General features: G+C 46.2%; 11 protein-coding genes. All 11 read right to left on the bottom strand.

Annotated features, from left to right (window positions below; genetic code table 11):
• Window positions 1-75 precede the first annotated feature (75 nt).
• On the bottom strand, window positions 76-11,820 hold the full coding sequence (locus Xsto_RS10950; protein ID WP_099125076.1) for a non-ribosomal peptide synthetase: 11,745 nt from the start codon (window positions 11,818-11,820) through the stop codon (window positions 76-78).
• A 263-nt stretch (window positions 11,821-12,083) separates the two neighbouring features.
• A complete protein-coding gene (locus Xsto_RS10945) occupies window positions 12,084-13,421 on the bottom strand; it encodes an MFS transporter (protein ID WP_099125075.1) in 1,338 nt (445 codons plus the stop codon).
• Between the two features lie 371 nt (window positions 13,422-13,792).
• Entirely contained in the window at window positions 13,793-14,575 is a 783-nt protein-coding gene (gene fliR / locus Xsto_RS10940; protein ID WP_099109724.1) for a flagellar biosynthetic protein FliR, read from the bottom strand.
• 2 nt (window positions 14,576-14,577) lie between these two features.
• A complete protein-coding gene (gene fliQ, locus Xsto_RS10935) occupies window positions 14,578-14,847 on the bottom strand; it encodes a flagellar biosynthesis protein FliQ (RefSeq protein ID WP_099109725.1) in 270 nt (89 codons plus the stop codon).
• A gap of 41 nt (window positions 14,848-14,888) precedes the next feature.
• Window positions 14,889-15,605: a flagellar type III secretion system pore protein FliP gene (gene fliP / locus Xsto_RS10930; protein WP_099120618.1), complete on the bottom strand. Its 717-nt coding sequence runs from the start codon at window positions 15,603-15,605 to the stop codon at window positions 14,889-14,891.
• An 82-nt stretch (window positions 15,606-15,687) separates the two neighbouring features.
• Window positions 15,688-16,152 (bottom strand): flagellar biosynthetic protein FliO, encoded by a 465-nt coding sequence (gene fliO / locus Xsto_RS10925; RefSeq protein WP_099109726.1) that lies wholly within the window; start codon window positions 16,150-16,152, stop codon window positions 15,688-15,690.
• A 2-nt stretch (window positions 16,153-16,154) separates the two neighbouring features.
• A complete protein-coding gene (gene fliN, locus Xsto_RS10920; RefSeq protein WP_099109727.1) occupies window positions 16,155-16,562 on the bottom strand; it encodes a flagellar motor switch protein FliN in 408 nt (135 codons plus the stop codon).
• Window positions 16,555-17,565, bottom strand: a complete 1,011-nt coding sequence (fliM, locus tag Xsto_RS10915; protein ID WP_099109728.1) for a flagellar motor switch protein FliM — start codon at window positions 17,563-17,565, stop codon at window positions 16,555-16,557. Before fliM ends, fliN begins: the two co-directional genes overlap by 8 nt.
• A gap of 5 nt (window positions 17,566-17,570) precedes the next feature.
• Window positions 17,571-18,047, bottom strand: a complete 477-nt coding sequence (gene fliL, locus Xsto_RS10910) for a flagellar basal body-associated protein FliL (RefSeq protein WP_099109729.1) — start codon at window positions 18,045-18,047, stop codon at window positions 17,571-17,573.
• A 217-nt stretch (window positions 18,048-18,264) separates the two neighbouring features.
• A complete protein-coding gene (locus Xsto_RS10905; RefSeq protein ID WP_099125074.1) occupies window positions 18,265-19,599 on the bottom strand; it encodes a flagellar hook-length control protein FliK in 1,335 nt (444 codons plus the stop codon).
• Window positions 19,596-20,042 (bottom strand): flagellar export protein FliJ, encoded by a 447-nt coding sequence (gene fliJ / locus Xsto_RS10900; protein WP_086956259.1) that lies wholly within the window; start codon window positions 20,040-20,042, stop codon window positions 19,596-19,598. The genes Xsto_RS10905 and fliJ overlap by 4 nt, the downstream gene beginning before the upstream one ends.
• Window positions 20,043-20,153: the final 111 nt, after the last annotated feature.

Below are 20,153 nucleotides of genomic sequence, written 5' to 3'. Positions count from 1 at the left end.
CAATGAAAATTGATGCTTATCAATACTGAATTAGCTCCACCAACTCACAGTGGAGCTAATTCATTTTTATTTTATCTAACAATGACTATCTGAGTGATTCACTCCAACAGAATAACTTTGATTTATAACTTCAGCCAATTCACATATTGTCGGATGAGAAAACAACAGTGCGAGTGGGATTCCCATATTCTGTTTACGCATGCGGGCTAATAATTTCACTGCTGTTAATGAATGGCCTCCCAATGTAAAGAAGTTATCATGACGACCTATTCGTTCCTGCTCCAACAATTCCTGCCATATCTCTGCCAGTGCCATTTCTATATCACCAAGCGGTGCCTGATAGGCGAGAGCTACAGCAGCAGGTTGAGGTGAAATTTGCATAGCGGGTGGCAGGCCAGTTTGAGCGGCAGTAAAATCCCCCAGTAATTTTCGGTGTTCAGTGAGCGGCAGAGTAGAAATATCCATGATCGGTTTTTGTGGCTCATTTTCCAGTGCTTGTACCAGATCGGACAACGTTGCGGTCATACAGGTGATCAGATAAGCCGGATCAATTCCCGCAACTGACTGAGCACTTAACAGGAAGCTTTTACTTAAATCATCTACTGCCAGATAAAGAGGATAATTCGTCCTTTCTTTGCCGGTCACCAGATGTATGCCTTCCCATAGCGTGTTGGTGACGTTTGGCTGGCTATGACGATAATTCAGGAGCGTGTTAAAAAGTGGCAGCGGCGGTGCAATATTGCTACAACGCTGCGCTTGTGCCAGTGATGCTTGCTCGTGTTCAAGTAACTGTGTCAGGCTGCGATAGGTTGCTTTCACGGTTTCCTGCACACTGTTTTTTACCAGCCGGATACGCACAGGCAGGGTGTTAATAAACAGTCCCAGCGTTTGTTCAATACCGGCATTTCCCTGCATTCGTCCCAGTAAAACAGTACCGAAGACCACATCATCCCGCCCGCTTATTTTTGCCAGTACCTGTGCCAGTGCTACGTGGAATAATACGCCGGGGCTGACTCCCTGACGGCTTGCCTGCTTACGGATGTCTCTGGACAGAGATGCACTCAGTGGTTTGATGACCTCAGTTATCTGCCTGTTTTCACTGTAGATGTCCAATATTCCGAAAGGAGCGGTAGGCGTATCAACGTCGGCAAGCATTTCACGGAAGAAGGCTTCGTGATCTGCTATCGGCATACGCAGAGACTGGGCGATAAAGTGATGATAGGGCAGTGCTGGAGGTAGTGGTTCAATGCGTTGGTGCAGCAGCTCCCTGATTTCAGCGATGATATGATCCAGCGACATATGGTCATTAAGTATGTGGTGACAGCAGAAAGCCATCAGCCACTTATCCTGATGTGGGTCATAGGTAATATCGACGGAGAATAATGGTGCCTGACTGATATCAAGGCGGTGCTGACAAGGCTCAGTGTACGCTAACAATTGAGCCGGAATGCCTTCGCTACTATCTGTATCCGGTATAAAGGTCTTGATATGCAGGGATGCCCGACGCCAGACAACCTGTACCGGTTGAGCTAATCCTTCCCAGCAGATGGCGGTGCGTAGGATATCATGGAGATTAATGAGTTGTTGTAAAGCGTTCAGGAAATCATCAAGACGTTTACGACTATCGAATGCGAACAGGGTATGTAGTAGATAAACATCTCCCTGTGTTTGCATCAAATGATGGAATAACATACCTTCCTGTAATGGCGCAAGAGGGTAGATATCCTGAATATTAGCGGCTCCACCTGAAATACCAGCAGCAATCAGATCAATTTCATCTTGTGCCAGAGAAACCAGCGGCAACATGTCAGGCGTAATCGCGGTACAGTTATCAGGGATCAGGTTAGGAGGGATGGCGAATGTCGCTGGGTTATCCACTGTGACTTGCATCGTTTTTGCCATTTCAGCCAGAATCGGCGTGACGAACACCTCACGGATATTAAGGCTCCAGCCACGGCTGCGTAGTCGTTCGACTAAGTTGATAATCATCAGTGAATGACCGCCCAGTTCAAAGAAATGGTCATAACGTCCGATTTTTTCCAACCTCAATAATGCCTGCCAGATCTCAGCCAGCGCTGTTTCTGCTTCACCCTGCGGTTCTATGTAAGTACGGGTAACGACAGCAGCCAGCTCCGGTGCAGGCAGTGCCTGACGGTCGAGTTTTCCATTAGGGGCCAGCGGGAACGCATCCAGTATTACAAATGCGCTGGGCAGCATATAGTCAGCAAGATATTGTGCAAGTTGTCGGCGTAGCTCCGCAGGTTCCGGTTTTGTATCGGGTTCTGCGATAAGATAGGCAATAAGGCGTTTATCATGCCCTGCTTTTGAATAAGAACTCTCTTCGCGGGCCAGCACGATAGCTTCACGTACACCCTGACACTGGAGCAGTCTGGTTTCAATTTCGCCTAGCTCAATACGGAAACCACGGATCTTGACCTGAAAGTCATTGCGTCCGAGGTATTCAATATTACCGTCAGCGCGCCAGCGAGCCAGATCACCGGTCTTATACATACGGGCATCGGGTTGCTTGCTAAAAGGATCAACAACAAATTTTTCGGCAGTCAGTTCTGGTTGGTTTAAATAACCCCGCGCAACACCCATGCCACCGATGTGGATTTCGCCACTTACACCGACAGGAACAGGTTGACCAAGCGTATCCAGAATATAGACGCAAGTATTGGAGAGCGGGTGCCCAATCGGGATACTGTGAATGATGGGGGAAATATGATTGTTGCTGCCCATCATCATTTCCCTGTTGACCATGGTCGCAGTTGCTGTAATGGTGATTTCTGTTGGGCCATAAGCGTTGAACCAGCGGCAGTCTGCTGTTTCCGGGCATGAGAACCAGTCTATTAAACAGCGGGGTTCTACTTTATCCCCCCCAACAATCAGAGTGTGAATGCAAGAACTGAAACCGCTGCGTCCGGCTTTTATCTCCTGTCCCCAATGATGCCAGAAAGCAGTCGGTACATTAATGATCGTGACTTTCTGTGCACGGATAAAATCGACAAAAGTGCTGTCCGGTACTTTGAGATAAGAAGGTCGAAGTACCAGCGTAGCGCCGGAGGCCAGAGTAGGAAAAATATCTGATACTGAAATATCAAACGCGAAGGTAACAAACTGGAGCACCCGATCTCCCGGAGCGGGTTCACTAATTTGACAGTGAGCGCTAATGAGGCTGACCACATTGCGGTGTTCGAGCATAACGCCTTTTGGCTTTCCGGTTGAACCAGAGGTATAAATGATATAAGCCAGATGATGTGGCTGAATTCCCGTTTGCTGGCGGTCAGGATTATCGGCAGATTGTTTTTGCATATCATCCCGATGAGTTTCATCATCCAGTAACCAGATGGGGATATTTTGTATTGGTAAGCGAGTTTGTAGGTGTTTCTGGGTCAGTAAGATGACGGGCTTACTGTCAGTGAGCTGGTATGTCAGCCGTTCGACGGGATATTCCGGATCAAGCGGAACGTAACCGGCACCTGCTTTTAAAATCCCAAGCAGGCCAACAATCATATCCAGACCCCGCTCAACATGAATTGCCACCCGATCGTCAGGACGAACGCCAAAGGCAATCAGGCTGTGGGCCAGTTGATTGGCGAGGCGATTAAGTTCGCCATAACTCAATGATTGTTCTTCAAAGATCACTGCCGTTGCATCGGGTGTACGTTGTACTTGTTCTTCGAACAGTTGATGAATCAACATATTCTGTGAAAAACCGGTAACAAGGTTTTGGGCAGGTTTATTACACTGAACCGGTGGAATACTGTTGAAATCAGTCAATAATTGCTGACGCTCGCCAACCGATAACATCGGCAGGAAGCTAATAGCCTGCGTTTCGTCTAACGTCATGGCTGTCAGCACATTGGTGAGATAACCCACGATGCGTTGAACCGTTGCTCTGTCAAACAGGCTTGATGCGTATTCCAGATAACCGCTGAGTCCATCCTGAGTTTCGGTCAGTGCCAGTGTCAGGTCAAAATAGGCGGTGCTGTGCGGCTGTTCCATTAATGAAACGGATAATTCCGGTAATTCGAGGGATGGTATGGTTGTATTGTTCAGTGCCAGCATAACCTGAAAAATTGGGTTATGGCTCAGGCTGCGTTCAGGATGCAGGATTTCCACTAACTGTTCAAAAGGCAGCTCCTGATGAGCGTAAGCTGCAAGCGAGCGCTCACGGACATGGGTGAGTAAATCCGCCACGGAGTGACGCTGTTCAGTTTCGATACGTAAAGGCAGGGTATTGACGAAGAAGCCGATTAATCCTTCGAGTTCACTGTGTGAACGATTGGCAACGGGGGTGCCGATAACAATATCGTTCTGCCCACTTAGCCGGGTAAGTACAATTCCCCAGGCAGTGAGCAATGTCATAAACAAAGTTGTGTTTTGGCGTTGTCCGAGCGCTTTGAGTGCAGAGAGCAAATCAGCACTCAAGTGAACAGGAATATGATCTCCTGTGTAATTTTGTTCTGGTGGGCGTGGGTAATCAGTAGGAAGAGACAGTAATGCCGGTGCTCCCTGAAGCTGGTTTTGCCAGAACTCTTTTTGTACAGCAAAATCCTCGCCTTGTAGCCATTTTTGTTGCCAGACAGCATAGTCAGCATACTGGATAGAAAGCGGAGACAAGGAAGTCTTATTTTCTCCCAGAGCAGTGGAGTAGAGCGCGCTAAGTTCGCGGAGCAATATTCCCAGTGACCAGCCATCAGTAATGATGTGATGCTGGATCAGGATCAGTACGTGTTCTTTATCAGACAGTTGCAGTAACTGGCCCCGAATCATGGATTCATTGGCGAAATCAAACGGTGTTTGTCTTTCGATTTTAACCAGTTCGTTGATGCGGCTCAGGCGGGTTGTTTCATCTAAGCTGCGTAAATCGTGATGAGTCAGAGAAAATCCGGTATTCGCGTTATCGATATGCTGATAAGGCTGTTCATCCACCAGTACAAAACGGGTACGTAAACTTTCATGTCGACTGACGAGATGGTCAAGTGCTGTTGCAAACGCAGCATGATCGAGATGTCCGCTCAAATGCAGGACAGTCGGAATTTGATAGGCCAGACTGATTTCGCTATTAAGGCGAGTAAGAAACCACAGACGCTGTTGCGAGAAAGAGAGCGGCAGGAGTTGGTCGCGTTCAGCGGCGGTAATGGTGGTTTGAGTTGTCACAGAAGTATTGGCGATCAGCACAGCTAAATCAGCCAGAACAGGATGAGAAAAAATCTCCTGTAAGGGCAGTTCCCGCGCAAGTTTCTGGCGTATGCGCGTGGCAAACTGGATGGCGAGCAGGGAGTGACCGCCTAACTCAAAGAAATTGTCATAACGACCAATTTGCTCCAGTTTTAGCAGTTCTTGCCAAATTTTGGCCAGCTCTGTTTCGGTTGCTCCGATAGGTGCCTGATAATGACGAGTTACCCGTGCAGCCTGATCCGGCATTGGCAGTGCCTTGTGGTTGAGTTTACCACTCGAGGTTAATGGAAAGGTATCAAGGATCACAAAGGCGCTGGGCAGCATATATTCGGCAATGTGTTGTGCGAGTTGTTCTCTTAGTTTTGCGGGATCAAGATGTGTATCAGGTTCTGCAAGCAGATAAGCAATTAACTGTTTATCACCCACGGCTTTTTCACAATTAGCGGCTTTTTCATGATAATCGTCTTCACGGGCAATAACAGCCGCTTCACGTACACCATGACATTGCATCAGTTTCGCTTCGATTTCACCCAGCTCAATACGGAAACCTCGTATCTTGACCTGAAAATCGTTACGACCGAGATATTCGATATTACCATCAGGTAACCATCGAGCCAGATCGCCGCTTTTATACAGACGGGCATCAGGATCTGAAGAAAATGGATCAGAAATAAAATGCTTATTCGTTAACTCAGGGCGGTTCAGATAACCACGGGCAACAGCGATCCCACCAATATACAGCTCACCTGAAACACCAACAGGAACCGGGTTTTTCTGATTATCGAGCAGATAAATGCGGATATTATCGATGGGTTTTCCGATAGGAATGCGACCGACATACCGATCCGCCACACATTGCCAGGCAGTGACATGAATTGCTGCTTCTGTCGGGCCATATAAATTATGTAACTGGCAGTGGGCAAAATAGGCCAGACATTTCTGCTGTAAGGCATAAGGAAATGCTTCTCCACTGCATAAAATATGACGCAACGAAAGACAGCGACCGGCGGGGATCGCACTGAGAAAGAGCTGTAGCATTGAGGGCACAAAATGGATGAAGGTAATTTTGTGTTTTTCTGTCTCTGATAATAAATAATGTGGATCTTTATGGCCTTCCGGACGAGCCAGAATCAGCCGGGCACCAAACATCAGAGGGGGGAATAACTCCCAGACCGAAACATCGAAACTGAATGGTGTTTTCTGTAAAACCCGATCTTGCGGTGTTAACTGATACGTTTTTTGTGCCCAGAATAAACTATTCATCACAGCACGATGTTCATTCATCACCCCTTTAGGCACACCGGTTGAACCAGAGGTATAGATCACATAAGCCAGATGGTGTGAGGTTAAACCCAGAGTGTCAGGGTTTGGATTACTCTCTGGCATATCTGCGATACAGCATTCACAATTGCTCAGATTGACAATCGGTATGCTATCGGTCAGCCGATTTGTGAGATTAACAAAGGGTGTTTGAGTGAGCAGGGCAACAGGTGCCGAATCTTCAAGCATGTAAGCCAGACGTTCAGTTGGCTGGTGGGGATCGAGCGGAACATAAGCTCCTCCGGCTTTTAGAATTGCGAGCAATCCTACGATCATTTCCAGACTGCGCTCAGTACAGATGGCTACCCGATTGTCAGGACGTACACCGAGGGTCAGCAGATAATGAGCAATCCGATTGGCCTGACGGTTTAGTTCGGCATAACTTAATGACTGTTCTTCAAAGATCACCGCAATTGCATCAGGCATATGCTGAGCCTGTTTTTCAATTGACTGATGAATAAATTTTTGCTGGGAAACGGTAGCTGTATGGAGAGGAAATACCAAATTCGGGTAATTTTGTGTTTCCTGATAGGATTGTGTTGTGTTGAAATCCACCAGCAGTTGTTGACGCTCTCTGGCTGGCAAAATCGAAATATTCAGAATTGGCTGGTGGGGTGCGGTTTCCAGCGCATTGACCAACCCCGTCAGAGCGGTGGTCATATAGTTGATCAGACGAACGGGTTCTATATCTGATACGCTCTGAGCAACCAGACTGAATCCATCGCCCCAGTCATCCACAAACAGACCAAACGGATAGTTAATTCTCTCTTCCTGCATCAGCAAACGAATCCCTTCCCATTTATTAAAAGTGAAATTCGACTGACTATGACGATAATTAAGCAGGGTGTTGAAGAGCGATACAGAGGGCGCAACGCCGCTACAGTTCTGAGCCTGTGTCAGAGTGGCCTGCTCGTGTTCAAGCAATCTTATCAGGTTGTGGCTGGTTTCCTGAATAGTCGCCTGTACGCTGTTATTCGCCAGTTTAACCCGGATAGGCAGGGTATTGATAAGCAAACCCATCGCCTGATTGATACCGGTGCTACCCTGCATTCGCCCTAATAAAACCGTGCCGAATACGACATCATCGCGCCCGCTGACTTTTGCCAGAACCATAGCCAGCGCGGTATGAAACAGGATACTGGGGCTTATTCCCTGACGTTTGGCCTGTGTACGGATAGCTTTGGCTAATTTGGCATCAATAGATTGTCTGGCCTCTGCGATTTCTTTATTTCCGCTATGAACATCCAGTATCCCGAAAGATACCGTTGGTTCCTCCACATCAGAGAGGACTTCACGAAAATAGTCTTCATGAGCTGAGGCCGGAACATTCAGGGCTTGGGCAACAAAGTTGCGGTAAGGTAATACCGGAGACAGTTCTTGAGCATGACTGTCTAATAATGCGCTGATTTCATTAATGATACTTTCCAGTGTTACATGATCACAGGCTAAGTGATGGATACACAATGCCAGTAACCATTCATCACGTAATGGATCATAAACAATGTCAGCAGAGAATAACGGAGCCTGACTGATATTAAGGCGATACTGATGAGGATCAGTGTGTGCCCGTAATTGTTCAGGAATATCCGATTCACTATTTGTTAAATGACGATTTGGCGAAAATGTCTTAATACTCAGAAGAGCCTGACGCCAGACAACCTGAACGGGTTGTTCCAATCCTTGCCAGAAGATAGAAGTATGCAGAATATCGTGACGATTAATAACCTGTTGTAAGGCTGACAAAAAGCTGTCCAGTCGTTCACGGCTGTCAAAGGCAAGCAAATTGCGTAGCAGGTAAGTATCGCCCTGTTGCTGCAACAGATAATGGAACAAAATCCCTTCCTGTAGCGGAGTGAGCGGATAAATATCCTGAATATTGGCCGCGCCTCCGGGAATGGCAGCAGTAATGGTATCAATCTCATGCTGAGACAGAGAAACCAGAGTCAGCATGTCGGGAGTAAGGGCAGTGCAGCCGTCAGGAATGAGATTAGCGGGTACAGTGAATGCAGGTATGTGTTCCTGCTTCATATTTCCCTGAGTGGCATACTGCTGAGCTGAGAGTATCGCTTGAGCCATCTCATTCAGTACTGGTTTAGCGAATACAGTCTGGATGCTGATGACCCAGCCCATATTCCCTAGTTGCTCTATCAGACTCACCGCTAATAGTGAGTGCCCGCCCAGTTCGAAAAAGTGATCGTAGCGGCTGATATATTTCACTCCGAGCAATTTTTGCCAGAGTTGGCTCAGCGCTGTTTCAAGCTCTCCTACGGGAGCCTGATAACTGCGTGTGACGATTGAAGTGTGATCGGGTTTGGGCAGAGCTTGTCTATCCAATTTTCCACTGGGAGTCAGAGGAAAAGCATCAAGTGTCACAAAGGCGCTGGGTATCATATATTCTGCAAGGTGTTGCGAGAGTTGTTGCCGTAGCGCCATGGGTTCCAGTCTGGCATTGGTTTCAGGCAGCAGGTAGGCAACCAGATGTTTTGATACTGAACTATGTTCATCCGGTGCGTCTTGATCGGCAAGCGCCTCACAAGAAGTATTGTCATAAGGCAGTACCACGGCTTCGTGTACGCCATCACACTGATGTAGCCTCGCCTCGATTTCACCCAGCTCAATACGCAGGCCACGCAATTTAATTTGAAAATCATTGCGGCCGAGATACTCAATTCTACCGTCTGGCAGCCACCGTCCCAGATCGCCGGTTTTATACATACGAGCCCCGCTATCAGCAGAAAACGGATCGGCGAGGAAACGTTCGGCAGTCAGTTCGGGACGGTTCAGATAGCCACGGGCAACACAGGCACCAGTGATATAAATCTCTCCTGTAATATTTGGAGGAACGGGCTGGTGGTATTTATCAAGAATATAAATTTGGGTATTGGCGATGGGATAGCCGATCGGAGGTGCTTTGCTTTCCTGACTGTCACACTGGTACAAGGTGGCACAAATAGTTGTTTCTGTCGGGCCATAGGCATTGATCATCCGTCGCCCTTGCGCCCAGCGCTTAACCAACGTAGGCGGACACGCTTCACCTCCCACGAGCAGAGTTTGCAGCGTTGCAGGAAGAGAATCCATTGTCGCCAGTACACTGGGGGATAACAGTGCAAAAGTAATGGCATGAGTTTCTAAATAATGAGACAGGATTTTTCCGGGCAGAAGGTCTTCCCGTCTGGCGAGGTAGAGACGCGCTCCGGCCAGTAATGCCATGCCGCATTCCCAAATACAGGCATCGAAACTATTTGAGGCAAATTGTAAAAGCCGGCTTTCTGGCGTGATGTTAAGATTCTGCTGAGTTGTAAGCAGATTACACAGGCTGCGATGCTCAACCATGACACCTTTTGGTTGCCCTGTTGAACCGGAGGTATAAATCACATAAGCCAGATGACGGGAGGTGAGTCCCAGTGCCTGAATATTCGGGTTTTCTGCCGAGTTTTCATCTAAAACTGAATATGGCGGGTTATCAAGCAGTATGGTTGGCAGGTTCTTATTCCATTTTTCTGTTATTGCTGATTGAGTCACCAGCGCGACAGGCTCTGCATCATTGAACATATATATCAGCCTGTTGCTCGGATAAGCCGGATCGAGGGGCACAAAGGCACCACCAGCCTTGAGGATCCCCAATAACCCGACCATCATTTCCAGACTGCGTTCAATACAAATAGCGACACGATCATCAGGCCGGATACCAAGCGTAATCAGGTGGTGTGCCAGACGATTAGCTCGTTTATTCAGCTCGGCATAGGTTAATGACTGGTTTTCAAAAACCAAAGCAATCGCATTTGGAGTGCGTTGTACTTGTGCTTCGAACAACTGATGAATCAGGGCATCCTGCTGAAATTTCGCCTGAGTGGTGTTGAAATCCACTAATACCTGCTGACGCTCGATATCGGACAGAATAGGCAGGTTAACTATTTTCGTATTTTTTAGGGAGGGTGTTTCCAGTGTAGTGAGAGCGGCATCAAACAGAACGGCAAGGCGGGAGCGGAGTGTTATGAGTTCCTGATGGCTCAGATAATCAGGAGAAGCATGGAGCTCAATGGAAATAGGAGGGGGGGTATTATTAGAGCAGGCTATATTTGTATATTGCTTTATTTTTACAGTTAGTGGATAAGGTATCCCGGACTGCATGTCAAAAAGCTTGATTTTGGTATCCTGTCCTTCTATTCCCAAATTAACTTCAATCGATTCCAGAGATAAGGTGATATGAAATAACTTCGTATTCTCCGCTTTTTGCCGGGAATGGCGTTGTCGGTTAAGTTCTACAATCGGGAAACGTTGGTGTTTATGACAACGCTGCATTTCAGCGGCGACTTTATCCATGAGATCATGAAAAGTATCTTCTGGCTCAATGGTGATGCCAATCGGGAATACTGCCGCAATCATCCCTACAGTCTGCCTTTGTTTTGGATTTTTGCGATTATGTAGGGGAACACCTATAACAATTTCATTGATATCTGTTGTCCGTGCAAAATAACAGGCCAGAACAGCATACATAAAATACAGGAGTGGTCGTCTCCGCCCGCCTATAGCTTTTTCTAGGCGCTTAAAAAGAGCCTGTTCCAGTGGCCAGATAACGGGTTGTGTGGCAACAGGTGCGGGTGGTTTCTCACTTGACGGATGACTGACGTGGACGGGTTTAAGTAATGGAGGTGGTAATTTTTCATACCGTTGTAACCAGAATTGCATGTCGTGAGAATAGTGTTCTGAAGAAAAATAATTGAGCTCATCTCCAACGAAATCCAGATAAGAGAAAGCAACCTTATCCGGTATTTCCCCTTGCACCAGTCGGTTATAGGTATCGAGAAGTTTTTCAGAGAATATGAACATACCTGCACCATCAATAATCAAATGATGGCAGCAAAACTGCCAATATCGGCAGGTATTGCTTATTCGCAGTAAACTGGCTCGCCACAGCACATCATCCAGTTTAAATGGCTGTATCAACTGAGCATTTATATGCTCTTTCGCTCGGATTTCTGCATCAGAATATGATGAAAAATCGAGGATATCCATGGTAATAGATTGTTGCCTGACAACCTTTTGCGCGGGTAAGCCGTGTGTACTGATAAATTGCAGATTCAGAGAATCATTACTATAAACAACCTGTTCAAAGGCGCGGACAAATATTTCTTCATTCAACTCACCTTCGACACAGATAAATATGTTGATATGGTAGTCGTAAGAGTCAGGCCGAAGAGCCTGATCAAACCAGATGGCCTGCTGAGGAGAGCTAAGAGGATAGGTATTCGAAATAGGTTGATGCTTATCACGAATTGCTGAGGTAATTTGTGAAGAGTTCTCATGTAACATTCTCATTTCTCCTTGATAAGAGTCCGACTTTAATTCTTATCCATTTGAAAAATAGATGTATATCGCCTTAGGCTAACCTTGATGCAAAGGAATATAATAAGGCTGGATGACGATATCCATGTAAAATACTTAATGAACTATAACTTCAGAAAATTAAATTAACTGAAATTAATATCAGATGTCGATATTTTTTGTTGAAGAAAAGTTAATTTTAAGTGTAGGTACTGTGATGAGTGAGGCTCGGGCAAAGCGAGCCCCAGAAGTTATTTTCGATTCAGAGAATAGCAGATGAGGGTTGAGACCAAGGCAAGCCCAGCTAAAAGTAACATCAGAACCTGATAGCCTTGAGCTAAAGCATCAAAACGGGCTAATAAAAATACAGCAAAAGCGATACCGCAGGCTCCTCCAACATTATGGAGAGTCCATGAGGTTCCCATAGCAATGGCTGCTTGTTCACGAGGTAAGGCGCTCAGTGCAATAAGTGTCGATGGCCCAAGGATTGACCCCCATCCCATGCCAAATAGCATTAATGGAGCAATAAACCACCAGGCATTTACCTGAGTTGATGCAAACGCAAGCAAAATTGCAGCAACGACAAATAATAGTAAGCCAGCTAAAATAACGCGGGATGGGCCAAATTTTTCACTGTGATTTCCTATCCAGAGGGAGGTTAGGGCGAACATGATTGTCGCGGGTAACAGGAACAACCCGATTTCAATATCATTTTTTCCCAGCGGCCCAGCGAAAAACATAGGTAATGTCAGCAGAACGATGCAGTAAAAGAAAGCAAGGAAAAACGTAGCAAGTAATGCTGAAATAAAATGCATATTACGGAAAAAATGAAATTCCACGATGGGATTTGGTGTTTTTAATTCATGCCATATAAAAATAACCAGAGATATTACTGCAATAGATAATAAACTCCATTGTTGTAGTGAATTTCCATTCAAAGAGAAATAACTGACTAAACTCATTAGAAAAATGATCAGGAAAATACAACCGGGAATATCCAGTTTTTTTATCTGACTTGTTTTATATTCGGGTACGGACCAGATACATAGAATAGTGCTGGCAATAATAAATGGAATATTTATCAAAAAAGCGTAACGCCAGTCTACAATACCTGCAAACAGCCCTCCGATAATAGGCCCTATCGCCAGACCAAGTCCGTTAATACCAAATAAAATACCAAGCGCTTTACCTTGCTCATCCTGATTGAATAAGTAGGAAATAATAGCACCAGAAACAGTATAGAGAATTGCACACCCTATCCCTTGAATAAATCTAAAAATAGTGATTGTGGTGATATTTGTTGCGAGGCCAACAAATAATGATGCCACTCCAAATAGAATTAACCCCAAAATCAATATCTTTTTACGCCCCTGACTATCAGCTAACGTTCCAACCGGAACCATAAAAGCGGAAAGTGCGATCATGAATATTGAGGTAATCCACTGTGTTTCCCTTAATGGCGTATTGAATTCACGCCCAATTGCAGGAAGAATAGTATTCACAACGGTGAGATCTATACACCCGAGAAAACTTGCGATACATATACCAGTTAATCCAACATATTTTTTTACGACGATTCTTTCAATCACTTACAATCTCCTTTTGTTTATGATTAATGGAGAATTGTAATGTCTGAAAAAACATGTGCTACTTAATATAAAAAACGGATTTTTTATTAAGGGTTTCGCATCGTTATTCATTACTTTTCTCATATTTATAGTCTTATTAAAAATGAAAAATTAGCATAATGAATTCAATGGGAAATAAACACGAAACAAATAGACAATGCTTATTGATTTATGTTTTTTAACTTATAAGGAGAGAGTTTTCTGCTACTTGCTATGAGAGTATTTATTAGGATTGATTTAAATGTCAGTAAACAGCATATTCCCAATAGATTTCAAGCTGCATCGTGGCGGCAAGCATAGATAACTGTATATTTTTATAAAAATGGTGCTCTTTACAGCACCATATAATTAATAATCACTGCCAGACGATCGAACATTTCACTGAATAACCGTTCTGTAAATGGTACCAGCATCGGGAACAGCAGGGAGAGGGTGAAAATGCCGACTGTCAGCGTCAGGGGAAAGCCAACTACGAACACGGAAAGTTGAGGCGTCATGCGGTTCAGCATACCTAACGAGAAGTTCAGAACTAACAATAAAGTAATGAGTGGCATTGCCAGCATCATGCCATTGATAAATATCAGGCTGGCACTCTGCGCCAGTAACAGAAAACTTTTTGAATTTAACTGGGTAGTCTGAATAGGGATGGAATAGAAGGTATCAGCCAGAATGGATAATATCCATAAGTGCCCGTCAAAAGCCAGAAACAGCAGCATCATCAGCATATTCAGAATACGCGCTAAGATTGGCATATTCGGGCCACCGGTCGGATCAAAAAATGTGGCGAAAGATAGCCCCATCTGTAACCCCAGAACTTCACCGGCATGACGCACCACAGCAAAGGCAATCTGGATAGTTAACCCCAGAGCAACGCCAATCAGCACTTGCTGGATCAGAACCCAAATTCCGGCAACGGAAAAGATCGGAATTTGGGGAGAGGGAATAGTAGGAACCAGCAGGGCAGTGATCACTAATGCCAGCCCGATTCGGACTTTTATCGGCATCTGCTTTTCGCTGAAAATCGGGGCGATGCTGAACAAGGCCAGAAGGCGCGCCAGTGGCCAGAAAAAATCACTGACGAGGCGGGAAAGTGTTTCACTGTCAAACGGGATCATGATTAACCAATAATCGTAGGAATACTGCTGAAAAGTGTGCGCATGTAATCCAGCAACAGATTGAGCATCCACGGGCCGGCAACGATAATTGTGACAACAACGGCCAGAATTTTAGGAATAAACGACAACGTCATTTCGTTTATCTGCGTCGCTGCCTGCAACAGACTGATCACTAAACCACATATCAAAGCAGATAAAAGCAATGGCGCGGCCAGCGCCAATGCGACTTTCATTGCTTCAACACCAAGTGCCATTACCGATTCTGGAGTCATAATTTTTCAAACCGTTTTCGATCTTTTTAAGAAAAGTTCTGTTAGACGTAAAAACTTTGCGCCAACGAACCAAGCAATAACTGCCAGCCATCCACCAGAACAAATAGCATCAGTTTGAATGGCAACGATATTGTGGCGGGAGGAACCATCATCATCCCCAGAGCCATCAGAACACTGGCAACAACCAAATCGATGATCAGGAAAGGAATGAAAAGCGTAAAACCAATCTGAAACGCCGTTTTCAGTTCGCTGGTAATGAAAGCCGGAACCAGAATCCGCATCGGGACAGAATCGGCAGTTTCAAATGCTTCCTGATTCGCCAAACGGGCAAACAGTGCCAGATCGTTTTCCCGGGTCTGACGCAGCATAAACTGGCGTACAGGATGAGAACCTTTTTCCAGTGCCGTTTCCAGCGTGATTTTATCTTCACTGAAAGGCAGATAGGCATCCTGATAAACCTTATCGAATACCGGGGCCATAATGAAAAAAGTCATAAATAACGCTAAGCCCAGCATTACCTGATTCGGTGGGGCAGAAGGTGTTCCCAGTGCATTACGCAGTAATCCCAGTACAATGATGATGCGGGTAAAACTGGTCATCATCAGCAGTGCAGCGGGAATAAATCCCAGTGCAGTAATGAAAATCAGAGTCTGAACCGGCAATGACCAGCTTTGGCCGCCATTTGCCAGTGGCTGGCTGATGATGCCCGGTAACTCTGCGGCTGCATTCATGGGAAACAGAGGCAGTAAGAGCGCCATAAACACAGCTGCCAGACGCGCCGGAGAAATATGTGCGGCGAATTTCCGGCTTTTTATTTGATTGCCTATCATAAGGAAAACTCTATTTTTCATCGCCGTCCCTGTCGTTTCTGGTTTTTCGCTGAAGCTTATTTTTTAATAACTGACCGAAAGGAAGTGTTTTGAGCACGGTTTCCTTTTCCGTGTCATCAGGTGGTACAGGCAACTGATGTAGCATAGTGACCTGTTGAGGTGTGACACCCAGTACCAGCCAGCTATCCTCGATTTCAACCACGACAACCCGCTCTTTTGCCCCAAGTGAACAACTGGCTTTTATGTTGAGTAACCGGTGATTTTTATTTTTAGCAGGAGCAAGCCCCAGACGGCGGATAAACCAAGTTATGAAAAATATCAGTAACAAGATCCCGCCCAGAGCACTACTGACCTGCATCAGTGTCTGACCGGCCGAAAGGGGAGGGGTATGTGTTACTGCTGTACCAATTGGTGCGGCATCTGATGCCGCACCACTTTGGAAAGAAGTATGAAGAGAAGGCTGGTTCGCCATCATGGTTAACGACTCAGGCGACGCATGCGCTCAGAAGGGGTAATGATATCCGTAATACGGATACCGTATTTATCAGATACGACGACCACTTCTCCTTGTGCAATCAAATAGCCGTTGATCAGGATATCCAGTGGCTCACCAGCCAGACCATCAAGTGAAACAACAGAACCCTGAGAAAGTTTCAGCAGTTGTTTGATAGTCATTTTGGTGCGTCCCAGCTCAACAGAGAGCTTAACGGGAATATCCATAATCAGGTCAATATCAGAAAGCTGGGAAAGCGCATCCTGCGGTTCAAGGCTTTCAAAAATTGACGAGCCGCTGTCAGAGGCAAGCTGTGCAGCCTGTTGTTCCAGCGCCTCTGCCCACAAGTCTTCAGTCAAGCTGGTATCTGCGGGTTGTTTAGCATCACTCATTGGGCTTTTCCTCATCCAGAGCATTTAAAACAGGGTTAATCAGGTGTTCAACGCGCAGGGCATACTGCCCGTTGAGTGTTCCATATTGGCTGGTGAGCACCGGCACACCATCAACGTGAACGATCAGACGTTCAGGTTTTTCAATCGGCAAAACATCTCCGCGTTTTAACTGGAGAATTTTTGACAACCGCAGAGGGATATCAGCAAAATTTGCCACCAGTTCCAGTTCGGAGTTCTGAACCTGTTTCACCAGAATGTCACGCCACTGCCCGTCTTCCTGCCGTACATTTTCCACCGGAGGATTCGTCAGCAGTTCACGCAGAGGTTCAATCATGGCGAATGGAATACAGATGTTGAATTCCCCGTACAGGTCACCAATCTCCACTGTAAATGGCGTGGTGACCACGATATCGTTAGGAGACGTCGTAATATTGGTGAATTTCACCTGCATCTCAGAGCGCACATATTCCACGTCAATCTTAAAAATGGAATCCCATGCGTCACGATAGGCATCCAGTGCCAGTTTCAGCATCCGATTGATGATCCGCTGTTCGGTATAGGTGAATTCACGGCCTTCCACTTTAGTCGGGAAGCGTCCGTCACCGCCAAACAGGTTATCAACGGCGATATAAACCAGACTGGGGTCAAAAGCGAACAGTGCGGTTCCTCTCAACGGTTTCAGGTGAACCAGATTGAGGTTGGTCGGCACGGCCAGATTGCGGGCAAAGTCATGATAAGGCTGGATCTTAATGGCACCGACCGTAATATCCGGACTGCGGCGCAGCATGTTAAACAGCCCCATCCTGAATTGGCGGGCAAAGCGTTCATTGATGATTTCCAGTGACTGCAAACGCTCGCGTACAACACGGCGCTGTGTATGCGGATCGTAAGGACGAACCTCACTTTCCACTGATGACGTAGTTTGTTCTACGTCATCCGCAGCAGCACTGTCACCATTGAGCAGAGCATCGATCTCTGCCTGTGAAAGAATATTGTCACTCATCGTGATTATCGCAGAATAAACGTAGTAAACAACACATCGGTGATCTCTTGATCAGGTTCACCGGGGATCAGTGTTGGGCTCAGTGTCTGTTTAATGTCTTCCACTAAACGTACTTTGCCGTCATCTTTTGCCAGATCAGTTGATCTCTGGCGGGATAGTAACAGCAGCATACGGCTACGAACTTCAGGAAGGTAATCATGGAAGCGCTGACGAGTTATTTCATCAGACAGACGCAGCGTCACGCCGACATACAAAACGCGATCAAAATGATCTTCGTTGTCTATCAGATTGACGGTAAAAGGTTCCAGTGTCATGAATACCGGAGTACTTATGATTTTGGCTTTTTCTGTACTGTTATTGCCGGATTGCTTCATTGTCCACCAGCTATATCCTCCGATGGCGGTACTCAATACGGCAATCAGTATTAGCAGTATCATCCAAATTGTTTTTGTGCGCTTACGCTCGTAGCTATAATCAGACATGGACAGACAAATTCCTGTTTTCTGTAGTGGAGTAAGGCACCGCGCATTCCGTGGCGGAGTTCCTTATCCAACAAATTCAACATCAATTATCCCGCGTCTTTGTTCCGGCAATGGCAGGAAAAAGCGCGGAAAAAACCATTAACTCACTCGTTTGTTATCGGCTCTGTTTCATTTTTTTGCAGTGTTCTGATAGCAAATGATGAAATCAGGCAGATAATCAGGCGAAAATATCAACGCCTCCCCGGCTTGAAGCCAGTTGCTGAGGGGTTAGCCGGATTGTGGATTCATGAGTTGCCGGTGCCTGTGTTGCTGCCAGTGCTCTGTGATTTTCAGTATGGCTACCGGTATTGGCATGCTGTTGAGGATCAGCGGCCTGTTCCTGTTGCCAGTTTCCTGATGTATCACTGCCCACACTGCTTTCAGCCAACTGAATGCCGTTTTCCGCCAGTGAGTGGCGAAGGTTAGGCAGAGCGGCTTCCAAAGCAGCACGAACATGTTGATGTGCAGAAACAAAATGCAACTGTGCCTGATTATCTTCAACATTCATGCGGATATGCAGTGCGCCCAGCTCCTGTGGATGTAAGCGTAATTCTGCCTGTTGCAGCCCGTTCCGGTTAAAAAACAGTACCTGCTGATTGAGTTGCTGCTGCCACTCTTCACTGCCGAGGTGAGCGCTCAGTAAAGGTGCGGGAGCATTATTCAGCTGGATCTGTCCGTTAGCCTGATGGCCTGTAGCGAGTAGGGGAGCACTGAACAGATTGTGTAGTGTATTTGAAGAGGACGTTTCTACAGCAGCTGAAGCCAGTGCTGTTGCTCCTTGTGTTGATAGAAACGTCTTCCCGATATCGCCTTTTCCGCTAACTGATGATTCTGAATTTTGCTCAGTGCTGTTAGCCGTGGCTTTTACTTTTCCGGTAGCTGTTGCCAGAGCCGCACGGTTTGTGGCTGAGGCTGTATGCTGTGGGGTAAAAGAACGGATATCGCTATCCAAATCATTTTCTTCAGCCGGATCTGTTGCCATCAACGTCATATCGGCTTTAGTCTTTTTACCAGAGAGTTTCCTGTCGGATAATGTATCTTCAAGACTATTTTCAGTACTCAGTAAATCATCTGAGCTTTCTGAACCCTCGCCGGTCGGACGATGGTTGATTAATCCTGCCAGCTGAATAGGCATCGCATTGATTAACATTTCAGCAGACAGAAGATCATCCTCTTCGGATAAGGTGAATTCTGCATCATTGTCGGATGCAAAAGCGCCTGAAACAGAAGATTGATCCAGTCTGGCGACCTGACCAGCGACAGTCAGTGAAGAAGATAATTTTTCTTCGTCCCGGTTATCAGTGGAACGTTTCTCTCCAGATTCGCTATTGCTGCCATCTGCGCGATTTTTAGCGGTCTGAACAGCGGTTTTTTGTTCTGCACTGAGAAACTGGCCGAATTCAGTCACCTGCTCTTTAGAGGCGTTACTGCCCTGAGAGGAGTTCAGTGCTTGCTGATTTTTCCCCACACTTTTTTCAAGGGTTAAATCAGTAGGCAAAAGAGTGAGATTCATTGTTTCATTCTCCGTTGTGCACCACGTTGTGCGTACTCATCCATTTGTTTTTGCTCCATGCGATTCTGGTGTAACTTCAAACTATGTTCTGCCCGTTGTTGCAGCGTATCAAACGCGTTCAGACGCTGCTGTTTTTCCTGCCACTGCGACATAGCCTGCTCAAGCCGTTTTTTCCATTGGTTGAGCTGTAATCTGTGTTGCTCGATTGCCATTTCCAGTGTTTTCATAAACTGCTGGTAATTCTGCCAGGTCGAGCTGGACATGCCGCTGCTTAGTGTGTCGTTCAAACGTGTACGATATTCATCCTGATAACTCATTAACGCCGTGAGTTGTTGCTCCATTTGCTGATGGCTTTGTCGTATCTGTGCCAGTTGGGTCGCGGCTTTTTCCGCTGCGTCCTGAGCAAGTTCGCGCAAAGTCACAAGAGGGGAGTGTTGTTGCATGTCTATCCTCAGCGTTTTATACCTTTCGTCTTTCAGGCTGCTTCTGGCTGGACAAATTCGTTTCTGACGAATTTGTCATTCCCTTGCTGCCGCAATGCAAACCCGAAATCC

The sequence above is a fragment of the Xenorhabdus stockiae genome, from assembly GCF_002632825.1.
Taxonomy (GTDB): Bacteria; Pseudomonadota; Gammaproteobacteria; order Enterobacterales; family Enterobacteriaceae; genus Xenorhabdus; species Xenorhabdus stockiae.
This window is presented reverse-complemented; position numbering and strand designations above follow the sequence as displayed.